The organism is Corynebacterium uterequi, from assembly GCF_001021065.1.
GTDB classification, from domain to species: Bacteria; Actinomycetota; Actinomycetes; order Mycobacteriales; family Mycobacteriaceae; genus Corynebacterium; species Corynebacterium uterequi.
The window spans coordinates 452,923-468,375 of sequence record NZ_CP011546.1 but is presented as its reverse complement, the minus strand read 5'-3'; the positions used below and the strand labels follow the sequence as shown (position 1 = coordinate 468,375).

Here is a 15,453-nt window from a genome sequence, read left to right as displayed (position 1 = left end):
AAAAACAGAACGAGGAGGACATGGTCGCTTTAGCCCCCAGCGGCGAGCTCGCCGTCGTCGCCATCGGTGACTTTCGCACCGAGGCCGGCGCGACGCTCACCGACGCCCACATCGCCTACCAGCGCTTCGGCGACTTCCGCGGCGACCGGCACACCAACAACGTCATCCTCATCGAGCACGCCCTGACCGGGGACACCGACGTCACCACGTGGTGGGACGGGCTCGTCGGGCCGGGCCTGGCGCTCGACACGAACCGGTGGTGCGTCATCTGCACCAACGCCCTCGGCGGGTGTTACGGCTCCACCGGCCCGGCGTCGGCACACCCCGACGGCGCCGCGTGGGGTTCGCGCTTCCCGGCGCTGTCCATCCGCGACCTGGTGGCGGCGGAGCGGGACTTCCTGCACAGTGTCGGCATCGGGCACGTCCGCGCGGTCATCGGCGGGTCCATGGGCGGGGCGCGGGCGCTGGAGTGGACCCTAAGCTGGCCGACGTTCGTCGACGCCGCCTGCGTCCTGGCGGTATCCGCGCGGGCGTCGGCGTGGCAGATCGGCATCCAATCGGCGCAGATCTCCGCGATCACCCGCGACCCGGACTTTCACGGCGGGGATTATTACAGTATCTGCGACGGCCCCCTCGAAGGCCTAGCGGCCGCCAGGCGCATCGCGCATCTGACCTACCGCGGGGAGATGGAGCTCGACGAGCGCTTCGGCACCATCGCCCAGCAGGGCGAGAACCCGCTCGGGAAATTCCGCGATCCGGCGCACCGCTTCGCCGTGGAGTCCTACCTGGAATACCAGGGACGCAAACTCGTCGAACGCTTCGACGCCGGCACCTACGTGGTGCTCACCGAGGCGCTCAACCGGCACGACGCCGGCCGCGGACGCGGCGGGCTGAACAAGGCGTTGTACTCCTCCACGGTGCCCACCCTCGTCGCCGGCGTGGACACGGACATCCTGTACCCCTTCCACCAGCAAGAGCACCTCTCCCGCAACCTGGGTAATGTTCTCGGGCTATACAAGATCGTCTCCCCCGTGGGCCACGATGCGTTCCTCACCGAGACCCGCCAGCTCGATCGCATCCTGCGCATGTTCATCGCCAAGACCAACGACGGCGCCGAACCCACCGACGGCTTCGGGTTGGACCCCGAAGGCCAGTGGATCATTTAGCCCCGCCGGCCTAGGCCGGCTGCGTGGTATCGCCGGCCTCCCGCTTGGTCAGCGCCGCCACCTGGTACAGCCCGGCCGCGCCGCACAGCCCGACGAGTAGGCCGAAGACCCCGAGGATGTGAAACTCGCCGACCGAGGCGATGAACTACACCACGGTGACGATCGCGCTCACGAACACCACCGCGCACATAGCCTGCAGCGCGCTCATCACGTACCGCGTGTCCCATCCCCGGAACATGCGCACCGCGCACACGAGGACGAACAGCACCAGCGTTATACCGCACACCCCGAAGCCGACAGCCAAGGGCAGCCCGGACCGAGCCCCGCCGGTGATGTCCACCATGTCCATCATCACCGTTGGCATTGCCGCCAGCGTCATTCCGAGCGCGCCCACGGCCGCGAGAATCGCAGCGATTCCCCCACTGATTGACTGCCGCATCCCTTCATCCCTTTTGTTTTCCCTGCTCAGGCAGCGGTTTTCCTTTACTCGACACGCTACCTGCCGCGTAGCCCCAGCGTCTAGGGGTAACCGAAGAGTTAACCCGACCGGGTCAACTCCCCAGCGAGTCCACGGACGCGGCGAGGAACACGAGCATCGCGCCGATGCCTGCGCAATACGTGGCGTCGAACTTCACCGAGCGCACGGCCAGCAGCCCTAGCACCTTCGAATCACAGGTCAGGCGCAACACCGACAGCCACAGCATCGCGAACCCCAGAGTGAACGCGGAGCGGCGCCAATGCTCGGTGACCGACCACCAGCCGGAGGCGACGAAAGCGAGCACGAGGGCCGCCACCCCCACCCGCTGGACCCACGCCGGCAGCGGCGAGGGACGATTGCCGACGTCGTGCGGGTTGTCCGTGGATAGCGCTACCCGGCGGCGCCCCCGCGGGGGGCGGGTAGGCGTCACGAACGCTCGGCGCGCTCGACGACGTTCGCCATCAAAAACGCCCGAGTCAGCGGGCCCACCCCACCCGGGTTCGGGGACACCGCGCCAGCGACCTCCCACACCTCAGGGGCGACGTCGCCGAGGAGCTTGCCGTCCACGCGGGACACTCCGACGTCGAGCACCGCGGCACCCGGCTTGACCATGTCGGCGGTAATCATGTGGGCTTTGCCGGCGGCGGCGACGATGACGTCGGCGCGCCGAGTCTCCGCGGCGAGGTCCTTCGTGCCCGTGTGACACAGGGTGACGGTGGCGTTCTCGCTACGGCGGGTGAGCATGAGCCCAATCGGCCGGCCGACGGTGACACCACGACCGACGACGACCACGTGGGCGCCGTCGAGCTCCACGCCGAAGCGCCGCAGCAGGCTGATCGCCCCATTGGGGGTACACGGCAGCGGCGCCGGCTCGTTGAGCACGAGCTTGCCCAGGTTGACCGGGTGGAGGCCGTCGGCGTCCTTATCCGGGTCGATGGCGGCCAGGACCGCGTTCTCGTCGAGGTGCTTCGGCAGGGGCAGCTGGACGATGTAGCCGGTGCAGGCGTCGTCGTTGTTGAGCTCCTCAATGACGGCGATGAGCTCCTCCTGGGTGACATCCGCCGGCAGGTCCTTGCGGATGGAAGTGATGCCCAGCTGCTCGCAGTCGCGGTGCTTCATTTTCACGTAAGAATGCGAGGCCGGGTCATCGCCGACGAGGACCGTCGCCAGGCCGGGCGCGCGCTTGAGGGCAGCGACCCGCTTCTTGAGGTCCGCGAAAAGCTCGTCCCGGTAGAGTTGTCCGTCCAATTTGATCGCTGTCATACGCGCCATCCTAAACTGTTGGCCGTGACCGATGTGCATATTGTCTTTGACAACCCTGTCATCCCCTCGAACACGGGTAACGCCATTCGCCTCGCCGCATGCTCCGGGGCGAAGCTGCACCTCGTGGAGCCGCTGGGATTCAACTTCGACGATAAGCACCTCAAGCGCGCCGGACTGGATTACCACGACCTCGCGGACGTCACCATCCACCCCGATTTCGACACCTGCGCCGAGGCTCTGCCCGGGAGGATCTTCGCCTTCACCACCCAAGCCACGACGTGGTTCACCGAGGTCGAATTCCGCCCCGGCGACGCGCTGCTGTTCGGCACCGAGCCGACCGGCCTGCCCGCCGAGCACCTCGCTCACCCGCGGATCACCCAGCAGGTGCGCATCCCCATGATCCCGGCGCGGCGTTCGCTCAACCTCGCCAACTCGGCGGCCATCGCCATGTTCGAGGTGTGGCGGCAGCTGGGCTTTAGCGGAGCTGTGTAGGCGCGGCGTCGAGCTCGGGCAGCTCGCGCGAGCGCAGGGCGTCGAGCAGCGCCTGAGCGTCGGCGAAGCGCAGGTCCTGCCCCGTCATGCTCACCGGGCCGTTGACTAGGTCGAATCGCACGCTCGCCAGGCCCAGCGCGCCGTGCAGCGGGCCGCGGTGCAGGGTGAGTTCCTGGATGTGGGAACGCTCAATCATGGCCACGCGGCGCCCCAGCCGCCCGGTGTGGCAGATCGCCCGGCCCGGGATGAGGGTGACGGCCTGCTGGCCGCGGTCGATGGGGCTGACCCAGACGGCCTCGTCGGGAGAGGTAAACGTCGGCATCGTCGCGCCTTCGGGGCGGGCGTAACCCTCGATCTCTTCGGTGCTCAGCGGCCCGACGAGGGCGGCCAGGCGGATCGCGAGGTCGCGGGAGCCGACCGGCAGAATGGTGGTCGTCGCCGCGTGGTCGTCCTCCCCGCCGTAGCCGGCGACGGAGACCCGCACCCGCCACCACCCGGTGAGCCGCCACAGCACCGGCTGGTCAATCTGGACGGCGTGGATGCGGCCCAGCCGGATCGTTTGCCGGCGGCGATCGGCCAGGCCGTAGGAGATGTCCAGGGAATCCTCGTGCAGCGAGGCCACGAACCGATACGAGCGGTCAATGACCCGCCACGCGGCGCCGGCCAGGGCCACCAGGGTGGGCACGGCCGCCGCCAAGGACAGCGGGGAGACCCACACGCCCAGGCCGGCGACGGCGGCGATGTGGACCGTGGGATTCAACGCGGCGGCAGCCAGGCTACGGGCGACAGGGATCTCTGGGACCACGACGTGGCGTTCCGGCGGCGCGGGCAGCGTCTCCCCCGGCGCCGTCACCTCCGCCAGGTCCGTCGTGTGCCCGACGGGCGCCGCCTCCCCGCGGACGCGAGCCAGCACCTCGGCGCGCAGCTCGACGGCCACCGGCTTGCTCAGGTACTTGATTTCGATGACCGAGTCCTTACCCCCGGCGGTCTCCACCCGCACGGCGGCGACGTGGAAGATCCGGGCGATGACCGACTCGACGACGTCGACGGCCTGGATCCGATCAAAGCGGGCGGTGCGCTCCTGCTTGCCGATGACGCCATGCTTGAGGGAGATCTCCTCGTCGGTGATCCGGTACCCCGTGGCGCGCCACCAGAAGTAGGACACCAGCCACACCAGCAGGAAGAAGCCGACGACGCTGCCGAGCGCGATGACGACGAATCGCCACGGAATCGACCCGAGAGAGAAGGAGCGGACGGCGTCGATCAGCTCCCGGTCAATGTTTAAAATGATGACGGCGACGATGCCGAGCACGACGGTCCACAGCTCCAGCAGCGGGGTGGCGCGGTGGACGCGGCGGTAGCCGTCGGCCCCGGGGCGGTGTTCACGAGTGCGGTGGCTCATAGCCCACTCATCCGCTCGCGGGCCTTCTCCGCCAGGCGTTGACGCAGCTCATCGGCGGTGTCGGCGGGCAGGCCAGGCAGCTCGGAGTCAGAGGTGGACGAGGCGGTGTGCAGCTCGATGGTCTTCAGCCCGTTGGCGCGCTCCAGCGGCCCGGCGGTGACATCGACGAACTGGATGCGCCCATAAGGTACGACGGTCACCGTGTGCCAGATTTTGCCCTTGACGATGACAAACTCGTGGTCGGTCTCCTGCCAGCCCATCATCCGCACCTGGGCGGGAATGAGCCACAGCAACCAGCAGATAAGGAGAACGAAGACGGCTACGCCAATGAGCCACCACCGGGAATGAAAGTAGGCCAACGCACCCGCGGCGACGGCGAGGACGCCGAAGAAGGAGCAGTTGGCGATGAGGCGGATACGCGCCAACCTGGGTGACACGGGATTCATGCCGGCGAGAGGCTCGGAACTCATGGGATGACTCGAATCTCCTGAAGAATGTGTGCGGGGACGACGACGTCGGCGCCGTTGACCGCGAGGCTACACGTGTCCCCATCGCGAGACCGGACGGCCACCCGCGCCCCGGGCACGACGCCGACGTCGAAGAGCGTGCGCAGCACCTCGGGGTCGAGGTCGCTGACCTGCTCGACGGTGACCTCCTGGTGGCCGACCTCGGCGAGCGTGACCTGAGAGAGCGGCTCCGTCACCCCGTCGGCGCGCGGGATGGGGTCACCGTGTGGGTCCCGCGTCGGGTAGCCAAGCAGGCTGTCCACGCGGTCGATGAAGATATCGCTCATGGCGTGTTCGAGGATCTCAGCGTCGTCGTGCACCTCGTCCCACGTGTAGCCCATCACGGTAACCAGCAGCGATTCGGCGAGGCGGTGCCGGCGCACCATTTGCACGGCTAGGACGCGGCCGGCGTCGGTGAGGCTGACGCCGGTGTAGGGGATGTGGGTAACGAGGCCGGCGGCGTCGAGCCTCTTGATGGCTTCGGTCGCCGTCGATGCCTTCTGATCCACCCTGTGAGTAATCTCACGCATCGGCGTGGGTGCTCCGTGGAGCTCCTCTAGATCCCACAAAACCTTAAGGTAATCCTGTGCTCGCCCCGATAGATCATTCACATGCATGAATACCAGGGTACGGCACCCGCCCCGGTTGACTCTAGGAGTATTACGTTTCCCTGTGAGTTAGGGTACACTTTGTTCATCATCTTGAATCCTCGTATCCAACAGGAGAGAACATGTTCTTGAAGAAGGCGGCTACCGTCTCGTTGGCCCTGGTCACCGCAGGCACCCTCGTCGCATGCTCGACGAACAGCAGCACCGGCAGCAGCTCTGCCAGCTCCGGCGCGTCCGACGCCCCCAGCGCAGCCAAGGACGACCAGCTCACCGTGTACGCCACCACCGGCTACCTGGCTGACGCCGTCGCCAACATCGCCCCCGACGCCGAGGTCATCACCATGGTCGGCCCGGGCGGCGACCCCCACACCTACCAGCCCTCCACGCAGGACATCCAGCAGATTCAGGACGCGGACGTCGTCGTGTGGAACGGCCTGCACCTCGAGGCTCAGATGATCGACCAGCTCGAAGCCCTCGGCGACAAGCAGGTCGCCGTCGGTGACAAGCTCCCCGAGGACCTGCTGCTGCCGTGGGAGGACAACCTCCACGACCCGCACATCTGGAACTCCCCCGATGCCTGGACCATCGTTGTCGACGAGGTCGCCAACAAGCTCAGCGAGATCAACCCGGACGACGCCAAGACCTACGCCGAGAACGCGGACGCCTACCAGGCGAAGATCGCCGAGGCCGACAAGAAGGCCGAGGAGGCCCTCGCCGGCGTGAAGAACCGCATCCTCGTCACCGGCCACGACGCCTTCAACTACTTCGGCGCCACCTACGACTTCGAGGTTCACGCCACCGACTTCGTCTCCACCGAGGCCGCCAAGTCCGCCAGCGAGATCTCTGATCTGGCCGACTACATCGTGGAGAACAAGGTCAAGGTCATCTTCCAGGACAACCAGGCCAACCCGCAGGCCATCACCGCCCTGAAGGAAGCCGTCCAGTCCCGCGGCTGGGACGTGGAGATCTCCGACACCGAGCTCTTCGCCGACACCCTCGGCTCCGAGGCCCCGGTGGACACCTACCTCGGCGTCTTCGAGCACAACGCCTCCTCCATCGCTGAGGAGCTGAGCGAGTAGTGAACACCGTCGCCGAATGCCGGAATTTGACCGTCGACTACGGCACTAATCGTGCCCTCGACGACGTGAGTGTCACCATCCCCGAGGGCTTGGTCACGGGGATCATCGGCCCGAACGGATCCGGAAAGTCCACGTTGCTCAAGGCCATGCTCGGCCTCACCCCGGCGACCGGCGACGTCCTCTTCTTCGGCGGCCGCCTCGACGACGTGCGTCGTCGCGTCGGCTACATGCCGCAGTCCGCCAGCGTCGACTGGGACTTCCCCATCACCGTGCGCGACGTGGTCCTCATGGGCACGTACGGGGATCTCGGGTGGTTCCGCCGCCCCGGCGCTAAGCACAAAGCCATCGCCGACGAGGCGATGGAACACACCGGCATCGCCGACCTGGCGCGCCGGCAGATCGGGCAGCTCTCCGGCGGCCAGCGCCAGCGAGTCTTCTTGGCCCGCACCCTGGCACAGAAGCCGGACCTGCTCGTCATGGACGAACCCTTCGCCGGCATCGACGCCGCCAGCGAAGCCGCCATCCTCAAGGTTCTGCGCGACCTCAAAGACAAGTCCATCGTCCTCGTCCACCACGACCTCGGCACGGTGCGCGACATCTGCGACGGGGCCATCGTCTTGAAGGCCGGGCGCCTGGTAGCCTCCGGCCCGCAGGCTCTGGACCCGGAGGTCTTGGAACGCGCCTATGACATCAAGGTCGCGTGATGCTGGAACTGTTCACCGACCACACCTACGCCATGACCCTGTGGGGTTCCATGGCCATCGGGATCACCGCCGGCTGTCTCGGCAGCTTCGCCTACCTGCGCCGGCAGTCCCTGATCTCTGACGTTATTTCCCACTCCAGCCTTCCGGGTGTGCTCGGTGCCTTCCTCATCCTGACGATGTTCGGCATTTCCGGCCGCAGCCTGGTCGCGCTCATCATCGGCGCGGTGCTCGTCGGCACCCTCGCCATGTACCTGGTCAACCTCATTCCGCGCGTGAGCCTCGTCCGGCTGGACACGGCCATGGCGGTCGTGCTGTCTAGCTTCTTCGGCCTCGGCATGCTCATGTTGCAGTACATCTCCCGTAACCCGTTCCCCGACAAGGGTGGCGTCTCGGATTACCTGTTCGGCAACGCGTCCTCCCTGACCAGGGCCGACGTTTACTCCTGCGTCATCGTCGGCGCGCTGACGATCGGCGCCATGGTGTTGTGTTTCAAGGAATTCACGGCGCATAGCTTCGACCCGGAGTTCACCCGCGTGGTGGGGCTCAACTCCCGCATCATCGACGCGGCGCTGTTCGCGTCCATCACCATCGCCACGGTCATCGGGCTCAAGGCGGTGGGGCTGGTGCTCATGGTCGCCTTCGTCGTCAGCCCGCCGGCCGTCGCCCGGCAGTGGGTGACGTCCACGGCGGCGCTGGTGGCGCTCTCCGGCATCATCGGCGCGATCTCCGCGGCCATCGGCTCCTACCTGTCCATCAAACACGGGCCCATGCCCACTGGTCCGGTCATTGTCGTTGTCCTCTTTATCTTCCTCGTGGCCTCGCTCGTGCTGTCCCCGCGCCGGCGCCACGCCCAGGCGGTGGCCTAAGTTATGCCTTTCGTTATCGGAGCGGTTCTGCTCGCTATCGTCACCGCCGTCGCCTGCGCCCTGCCCGGGGTGTTCATCGTCCTGCGCAAGCAGTCGATGCTCATCGACGGCATCGGCCACGCCGTCTTCCCCGGCATCGTCGTCGGCTATCTCTTCTCCCGGAACCTCGATTCGCCCCTGCTCCTGCTCGGGGCAGCAAGTGCCGGCCTGCTCGTCGTTCTCGGCACCGAGGCGCTGGCCCGGACCCGGATGCTCTCCGGCGACGCCCCGCTAGGCCTGATCTTCCCGGCGATGTTCGCCATCGGTGTCATCGTCGTGTCCTCCTCGTTTAGCTCGGTGCACCTGGACACCCACGTCGTCCTCGTCGGCGACCTCAACCTGGCCTCCTTCGAGCACCTCATCATCGGCACCCTCGACTTCGGGCCGCGCTACATGTATGTCATGCTGGCGATCCTCCTGCTTAACGTGGCGTTCCTCTACGCCGTCTTCCCGAAGTTGACCGCCGCTACCTTCGACGCGGAGCACGCCCAGCTGCTCGGCATCCCGCAGCGAACGCTCGCGGTGGCGTTCATGTTCGTCGTCGCCGTCACCGTCACCGCCGCCTTCAACGCCGCCGGTGCGCTGCTCATCGTCTCGCTCATGATTGCCCCCGCGGCCACCGCCCGCATCTTCGCCACCCGGCTGGGTGAGATGATGGTGGCGACGGTCACCTTCGCCGCGGTCGGCGCCGTCGTCGGGTTCTACCTCGCCTACGCGGTGGACGCTGCCACCTCGGCGGGCATGGCCGTCTACTTCGGCCTGCAATTCACCGCGGTGCTCATCACCTACCGGGTCTTCTTGCGCATCCGCCGCGGACGCCTCGCCCGGGAGCAGGCCGCCAGCGCCCGCGTAGCCTAGCGGACAAGCCGCCTAGCGGAAGTCCCGCGCGCCCCGGCTCAACCACCGCCCGACCGGCAGGTCGTCGAGCCGGTCAGCGGTGATCGTCGCCGCGCCGTTGGCGTTGCGCACAATGCCCCGGACCATGAGCACCCGGGCGGACAGGGCCACCGCCTTCTGCCGCTGCCACAACCCCACCGGCACCACGAGGTTGACCAGCCCCGTTTCGTCCTCCAGGCCGAAGAAGGTCACCCCACCGGCGGTCTTCGGCCGCTGCCGGTGCGTGACCACCCCCGCCACCCGGACGCGGGTGCCGTCGGCCACCGACAGCTGATCCGCGGCGCGCAGCACCCCCATCTCGTCCAGCCGGGCGCGCAGCAGCTCCATCGGCTGCCGGTCCACCGTCACCCCGGTGGCCGCGATGTCGGCGCACAACAGCTCCAGCTCGGTCATCCCCGGCAATGACGGCGCCGCGATCGCCGACATCCCCGGCAGCATTCCCTCCTTCTCGGTGGCGGCCACTCCGGCCTGCCACTGCGCCTGCCTGCGGTCCAATCCGAAGCAATCCAAGGCTCCCGCCCGAGCCAACGCCGAAACCTGCGCGACGCTGAGCCCGGCGCGCCGCGACAGGTCCTCCACCGCCGTGTACGGTGCGTGAGCCGCCACCCGCGCCGCCGCCGGCAGCCCCAACCCGTCGACGAGGCCCAACCCCAGCCGAATCCGGCCCTGTTGCACCGAGGCCTGCTCCTCGGAATTGTTCACGCAAACGGGCAACACCTCCACGCCGTGACGGCGAGCGTCCTGGATGAGCGACTGCGGGGAATAGAAACCCATCGGCTGGGCGCGCAGCAGGCCCACGCAGAACTCGGCCGGGTAGTAGCGCTTGAACCACGCGGAGAAATACACCAAGGAGGCGAAGGACTGGGAATGGGATTCGGGGAAACCGTAGGCCGCGAACGCAACGATCTTCGCCCACAGTTTCTCCGCGACCTCGCCGGTGATGCCGTGCGTGGCGCGCAGCCCGTCGAAGAAACGGCGTTGCAACGCCGCCATCTTCGCCGCGGAACGCTTCGAGCCCATGGCGCGCCGAAGCGCATCAGCCTCCCCGCCGCTGAACCCCGCGGCGTCGACTGCCACCTGCATGAGCTGCTCCTGAAACAGCGGTATCCCCAACGTCTTGCCCAGCGACTTCTTAAGCACCGGGTGGTCGAAGGTCACGGGTTCCTCGCCGTTACGCCGCCGTATATAGGGGTGGACAGACCCGCCCTGGATCGGACCTGGGCGCACGAGCGCCACCTCCACGACCAGGTCGAAAAAGACCCGCGGTTTCAGCCGAGGCAGGGTGGCCATCTGCGCACGGGACTCCACCTGGAACACGCCTACCGAATCGGCCCGGCAGAGCATGTCGTAGACCTCGGCGTCGGCGAGGTCCAGCTCCCAGAGGTTGACCTCGCGGCCGTGCTGCTCGCGGACCAGGTCGATCATGTGGTGAAGCGCCTCCAGCATCCCCAGGCCGAGCAGGTCGAATTTCACCAGCCCGGCAGCTGCGGCGTCGTCCTTATCCCACTGGATGACGGAACGGCGTTCCTTGCGCGCCCACTCGGTGGGGACCACGTCGGCAATGGGCCGATCGCAAATGACCATGCCACCGGAGTGAATACCCAGGTGGCGGGGTTGGCCTTCGAGCTGCTCGGCGAGGGCGGTGACGTCGGGCGGGGCCGCGGCGAGCCCTTTCGACCACGCATCCTCCGCCCCCGGCGGGTGTCCGAGTGCGCGGGCGGCGTCGCGGATCGCGCCGCGGCGACGGTAGGTGATGACGTTGGCCACCTGGGCGGCCCGGTGGCGGCCGTAGGTCTCATAAGCGTATTGGATGACCTCCTCGCGGCGGCCGGATTCGATGTCGACGTCGATGTCCGGCGGGCCGTCGCGCTCGGCCGAGAGGAAGCGCTCGAACAGCAGCCCCGCGCTGATCGGTTCCACATTGGTGATCCCGAGGCTGAAGCACACCGCCGAGTTCGCCGCGGAGCCGCGCCCCTGGCACAAGATGTTGGACTGACGACAGAAATCCACCAGGTCATTGACGATGAGGAAGTAGCCGGGGAAGTTGAGCTGCTCGATGACCCGCAGCTCCCGGTCGATCTGGGCGGCAGCGCGCTCGCGCACGTCGGCCGGGCGGGTCCGGTAGCGCTCGATTCCGCGCCGACGCGTCAGTTCCCGCAGCCAGCTCATCTCCGTGTGGCCTTCGGGGACGGGGAAATCGGGCAGCTGCGGGGCCACGAGGTCGAGGTTGAAGGCGCACTCCTCGGCGAGGGCGACGGCGGCGTCGATGAGGTGCTCCCGGCCGGGCAACGCGGCGGCGAGCTGGTCCCCGGAACGCAGCCACGTCGCCCCCATCGGGTGCAGCTCCGGGGCCGCCACGTCCACGCTCTCTCGCCTGGCCAGCGCCGCTTTCGCCGCCGCGAGGCGGGCATCGTTGCGGGTGGCGGCGGTGGGCCGGGCGGTGGCGATCGCCCGCATGTTGTTGAAGCGGTCGAGCAGCCGGTGATGGTCATAGTCCTGTGGGGTCATGCTCACCGCATATTCCACGACGACGTTGTCCTCCCCGACGCAGCCCACGAGCCGGGGGATGTCGTCCGCCCACTCGTGACCGGCAAGGATAAAGCAGTGCCCTTCCATTCGGTCGGCTATGAGTTCGAGCGGCGGATACACGACACGCCCCTTGCGGCCGCCGGCCATGTGTGCGTCGGCCATCAGGTGCGACAGCCGCTGATAGCCGGCCACGTCCTTGGCCAGGCAGGTCAGCACTCGACCCTCGAGGCTGAGTTCGCCGCCGTAGACGGTGGCCAGCCCGGCTGCGGCGGCGGCCTCGGCCGTCTGGACGGCGCCATAAAACCCGTCCCGATCCGCTAGGCACAGCGCCGTTATTCCCAGCTCAGCTGCGCGCTGCACCATCGCCGCGGGAGAGCTCGCCCCCCGCAGGAAGCTGTAGCTGGAGGCGGCGTGCAGCTCGGCGAAGGCCCGGCCACCACCGACGGAGGTGGCAGGCCGCGGCCGAGGACCCGCATCACCTGCCGGCACCGGCACGGGGCCGGGGCGGCCGGAGAGGATTCTCTCCAGCCGCGACCAGCTCAGGCCCGCTCCCCCAGTTACACTCACCTCACTCACCATAATCACACGCCTGTTCGACCGCAAGACGTGTTCCAAGTAGACTAAGCGGTACGCGCGGTGCTATTTTGCCACCAGCCAGAAATAACCCCGCGCCCAGAATTCTTTTTCGCACCTGCGTGGGGCTTGACCGCGACTAGCTGTTTTCAACTCGAAAGGCTCCACCGTGAAGCTGCACCGCGTCCTCGCCGGCACCCTTGCCGTCACCCTGACCGCCACCGGGCTCGTTGCCTGCGGATCGAACGACGATTCCGACACCATCAAGATCGGCACCACCGACGCCAACCTCCGCGAGTGGGACGTGTTCACCGACCTCGCCGAGCAGAACGGCATCGACCTTGAGGTCGTCGCCTTCTCCGATTACAACACCCCCAACCAGGCGTTGGCCCAGGGCGAGATCGACATCAATAAGTTCCAGCACATCCTCTTCCTCTCCGACTACAACGCCGGCTCCGGGGACAACCTCAAGGCCATCGGCGCCACCGAGATCTACCCGCTGGCCCTGTTCTGGAAGGACCACGATTCCCTCGCCGGCATCGAGGGAAAGAAGATCGCCATCCCCAACGACCCGACCAACCAGGGCCGCGCCATCAACGTCCTCGTCCAGGCCGGCCTCGTCACCCTCAAGGAAGACGGCCTCATTAACCCGTCCCCGGCAGACATCGACCAGGCGAAGTCCAAGGTAGAGGTCACGCCCGTCGACGCCGCCCAGACCACCATCGCCTACGGCGAAGGCACCCCGGCCGTCATCAACAACTCCTTCCTGGAGCGCGCCGGCATCGACGCCGGACTCGCCATCTTCCAGGACGACCCGGACACTGAGCAGGCCGAGCCCTACATCAACGTCTTCGCCACCACCGAGGATCGCGCCACCGACCCGACGCTCATCAAGCTCACCGAGCTGTGGAAGGACCCGGCCGTGGCCGAGGCCGTCCTGGAGTCCTCCGGCGGCACCGCCGTCGCCGTCGACCGCACCCCGGAGGAGCTGGCGAAGATCCAGGCTCGCCTTGAGGATGCCGAGAAGTGACCGGCACCCGCATCGAGTTTCGCGGCGTCTCTAAGCACTTCGGCGACGTCCGCGCCGTCGACGACGTCACCCTGACCGTCGAGCCCGGGGAAATCCTCGGCGTCATCGGCTACTCCGGTGCCGGTAAGTCCACGCTCGTGCGCCTTATTAACGGGCTCGACACCGCCACCGGCGGGCAGCTGCTCCTCGACGGCGAGGACGTCGTCGGCAAGTCGGAAAAGCAGCTGCGCACCATCCGCCGGGACATCGGCATGATCTTCCAGCAGTTCAACCTGTTTTCCTCCCGCACCGCGGCCGGCAACATCGAGTACCCGCTCAAGCTCGCCGGCGTGAAGGACCGGAAGGCCCGCGTGGCGGAGCTGCTCGACTTCGTTGGCCTATCCGACCGGGGTAGCAACTACCCCGAGCAGCTCTCCGGCGGCCAAAAGCAGCGCGTCGGCATCGCCCGCGCCCTGGCGACGAACCCGCGCCTGCTGCTGGCCGACGAGGCCACCTCGGCGCTCGACCCGGAAACCACCCACGAGGTGCTGGACCTGCTGCGCAAGGTCAACCGCGAGCTCGGCTTGACCATCGTCGTCATCACCCACGAAATGGACGTCGTCCGCTCCATCGCGGACAAGGTGGCCGTCATGGAGGCCGGACGAGTCGTCGAATACGGCAGCGTCTACGACGTCTTCTCCCACCCGCAGACCCCCGTCGCCCAACGCTTCGTGGCGACGAGCCTGCGCAACACCCCGGACCAGGTGGAATCCGAGGACCTGCGAAGCAAGCCCGGACGACTGTTCACCGTCAACCTCACCGAGCACTCCGGATTCTTCGACGCCGTGGCCAGGGCCCGCGCCGCCGGGGTCGGGGTGGCCATCGTCCACGGCGGCATCACCACCCTGCAGAATCAGTCCTTCGGCAAGGTGACGGTGCGGCTCGACGGCGACAACGCCGCCATCAGCGAGTTCTACCGCACCCTGTCGGGCACCACCGAGATCGAGGAGCTCTAAATGACGAACACCATGATTCTCGCCGCAGACTGGGACCGCTTGGGCCCCACCTTCCTCGAAGCCATCATGGACACCCTCATCATGGTCTCCATCACGATGGTTGTCGGCGGCATCCTGGGCCTGGTCCTCGGCGTGCTGCTCTACACCACCCGCAAGGGCGGCATCCTGCAGAACGCGCCGACGTACTGGATCCTTAACTTCCTCATCAACTTCGTGCGCCCCATCCCCTTCATCATCCTCATCGCGATGATGTACCCGATCACGCTCGCCGCGATCGGCACGACGATCGGGCGCGAAGCCGCCACCTTCGTCATGGCGGTGGCCGCGACGTTCACGGTGGCGCGCATCGTCGAGCAGAACCTGGTCTCGCTGGATCCCGGCAAGATCGAGGCGGCCCGCGCCATGGGCGCCACCCCGTGGCAGACGATCCGCACGGTCATCATCCCCGAGGCCTTGGGCCCGCTGGTGCTGGGCTACACGTTCATCTTCATCGCCGTGGTGGACATGTCCGCCATGGCCGGGTACGTGGGCGGCGGCGGCCTCGGCGACTTCGCCATGGTCTACGGCTACCGGGCCTTCGACACGGAGGCCATGTACGCGGCCGTCGTCGTCATCATCATCATCGTCCAATTCGCCCAGCTCTTCGGCAACTGGCTGTCTCGGAAGATCATGCGCCGCTAACCCGCCCCGGCGGTGCCGGGGCGGGGCGGGATTCCGGGGCAGGAAGAGAGTCGGGGCAGGAAGAGAGTCGAGGCGGGAAGAGAGCCGGGCGGGAAGAGAGTCGAGGCGGGAAGAGAGCCGGGCGGGAAGAGAGCCGGGCGGGAAG

At 67.4% G+C, this 15,453-nt stretch carries 16 protein-coding genes; 9 read left to right on the top strand and 7 right to left on the bottom strand.

All coding sequences use genetic code 11. The features are described 5' to 3' along the window. The first annotated feature begins 20 nt into the window (after window positions 1–20). Window positions 21–1,166, top strand: coding sequence for a homoserine O-acetyltransferase MetX (gene metX, locus CUTER_RS02220; RefSeq protein WP_047259056.1), 1,146 nt, complete (start codon window positions 21–23; stop codon window positions 1,164–1,166). 145 nt (window positions 1,167–1,311) lie between these two features. Here the strand turns inward: metX and CUTER_RS02215 are convergent, their stop codons facing one another. The 3 genes from CUTER_RS02215 to CUTER_RS02205 form a co-directional block, all read right to left on the bottom strand. After that, entirely contained in the window at window positions 1,312–1,605 is a 294-nt protein-coding gene (locus CUTER_RS02215) for a hypothetical protein (protein ID WP_047259055.1), read from the bottom strand. A gap of 112 nt (window positions 1,606–1,717) precedes the next feature. After that, on the bottom strand, window positions 1,718–2,074 hold the full coding sequence (locus CUTER_RS02210) for a DUF3017 domain-containing protein (protein ID WP_047259054.1): 357 nt from the start codon (window positions 2,072–2,074) through the stop codon (window positions 1,718–1,720). Continuing rightward, the gene (locus CUTER_RS02205) at window positions 2,071–2,907 is read right to left on the bottom strand and encodes a bifunctional methylenetetrahydrofolate dehydrogenase/methenyltetrahydrofolate cyclohydrolase (RefSeq protein ID WP_047259053.1); all 837 of its coding nucleotides are present in this window, start codon (window positions 2,905–2,907) and stop codon (window positions 2,071–2,073) included. The genes CUTER_RS02210 and CUTER_RS02205 overlap by 4 nt, the downstream gene beginning before the upstream one ends. A 24-nt stretch (window positions 2,908–2,931) precedes the next feature. On the opposite strand from CUTER_RS02205, the gene CUTER_RS02200 reads away from it, so the two are divergent. After that, a complete protein-coding gene (locus CUTER_RS02200) occupies window positions 2,932–3,399 on the top strand; it encodes a tRNA (cytidine(34)-2'-O)-methyltransferase (protein ID WP_047259052.1) in 468 nt (155 codons plus the stop codon). Here the strand turns inward: CUTER_RS02200 and CUTER_RS02195 are convergent. Genes CUTER_RS02195 through CUTER_RS02185 form a run of 3 tightly spaced genes read right to left on the bottom strand, consistent with a single transcriptional unit; the run spans window position 3,383 to window position 5,924 of the window. Further along, window positions 3,383–4,801: a PH domain-containing protein gene (locus CUTER_RS02195; RefSeq protein ID WP_047259051.1), complete on the bottom strand. Its 1,419-nt coding sequence runs from the start codon at window positions 4,799–4,801 to the stop codon at window positions 3,383–3,385. The two genes, CUTER_RS02200 and CUTER_RS02195, sit on opposite strands and share 17 nt — an antisense overlap. Continuing rightward, on the bottom strand, window positions 4,798–5,271 hold the full coding sequence (locus CUTER_RS02190; RefSeq protein WP_236684747.1) for a PH domain-containing protein: 474 nt from the start codon (window positions 5,269–5,271) through the stop codon (window positions 4,798–4,800). The genes CUTER_RS02195 and CUTER_RS02190 overlap by 4 nt, the downstream gene beginning before the upstream one ends. Beyond that, window positions 5,268–5,924 (bottom strand): metal-dependent transcriptional regulator, encoded by a 657-nt coding sequence (locus CUTER_RS02185; protein WP_047259050.1) that lies wholly within the window; start codon window positions 5,922–5,924, stop codon window positions 5,268–5,270. The genes CUTER_RS02190 and CUTER_RS02185 overlap by 4 nt, the downstream gene beginning before the upstream one ends. 113 nt (window positions 5,925–6,037) lie before the next feature. Between CUTER_RS02185 and CUTER_RS02180 the strand changes: the two genes are divergently transcribed. The 4 genes from CUTER_RS02180 to CUTER_RS02165 are packed head-to-tail and all read left to right on the top strand — an operon-like array spanning window position 6,038 to window position 9,461. After that, a complete protein-coding gene (locus CUTER_RS02180) occupies window positions 6,038–6,994 on the top strand; it encodes a metal ABC transporter substrate-binding protein (RefSeq protein ID WP_201775044.1) in 957 nt (318 codons plus the stop codon). Further along, window positions 6,994–7,698 (top strand): metal ABC transporter ATP-binding protein, encoded by a 705-nt coding sequence (locus CUTER_RS02175; RefSeq protein ID WP_047259049.1) that lies wholly within the window; start codon window positions 6,994–6,996, stop codon window positions 7,696–7,698. The genes CUTER_RS02180 and CUTER_RS02175 overlap by 1 nt, the downstream gene beginning before the upstream one ends. Then, complete coding sequence (locus CUTER_RS02170) at window positions 7,698–8,564, top strand: metal ABC transporter permease (RefSeq protein ID WP_047259048.1); 867 nt, start codon at window positions 7,698–7,700, stop codon at window positions 8,562–8,564. The genes CUTER_RS02175 and CUTER_RS02170 overlap by 1 nt, the downstream gene beginning before the upstream one ends. Before the next feature lie 3 nt (window positions 8,565–8,567). Next, window positions 8,568–9,461 carry a metal ABC transporter permease gene (locus CUTER_RS02165; RefSeq protein WP_047259047.1) on the top strand — a complete coding sequence of 298 codons (894 nt, stop codon included), beginning with the start codon at window positions 8,568–8,570 and terminating at the stop codon, window positions 9,459–9,461. 12 nt (window positions 9,462–9,473) lie between these two features. On the opposite strand, the gene CUTER_RS02160 is transcribed toward CUTER_RS02165, so the two are convergent. Next, the gene (locus CUTER_RS02160; RefSeq protein ID WP_047259046.1) at window positions 9,474–12,608 is read right to left on the bottom strand and encodes an error-prone DNA polymerase; all 3,135 of its coding nucleotides are present in this window, start codon (window positions 12,606–12,608) and stop codon (window positions 9,474–9,476) included. A gap of 163 nt (window positions 12,609–12,771) precedes the next feature. On the opposite strand from CUTER_RS02160, the gene CUTER_RS02155 reads away from it, so the two are divergent. From CUTER_RS02155 to CUTER_RS02145, 3 genes are read left to right on the top strand one after another with little or no spacing between them, the layout of a single operon-like run. After that, entirely contained in the window at window positions 12,772–13,632 is an 861-nt protein-coding gene (locus tag CUTER_RS02155) for a MetQ/NlpA family ABC transporter substrate-binding protein (protein ID WP_047259045.1), read from the top strand. Further along, window positions 13,629–14,627, top strand: coding sequence for a methionine ABC transporter ATP-binding protein (locus CUTER_RS02150; RefSeq protein ID WP_047259044.1), 999 nt, complete (start codon window positions 13,629–13,631; stop codon window positions 14,625–14,627). The genes CUTER_RS02155 and CUTER_RS02150 overlap by 4 nt, the downstream gene beginning before the upstream one ends. Further along, a complete protein-coding gene (locus tag CUTER_RS02145) occupies window positions 14,628–15,308 on the top strand; it encodes a methionine ABC transporter permease (protein ID WP_047259043.1) in 681 nt (226 codons plus the stop codon). The last annotated feature ends 145 nt before the right edge of the window (window positions 15,309–15,453 follow it).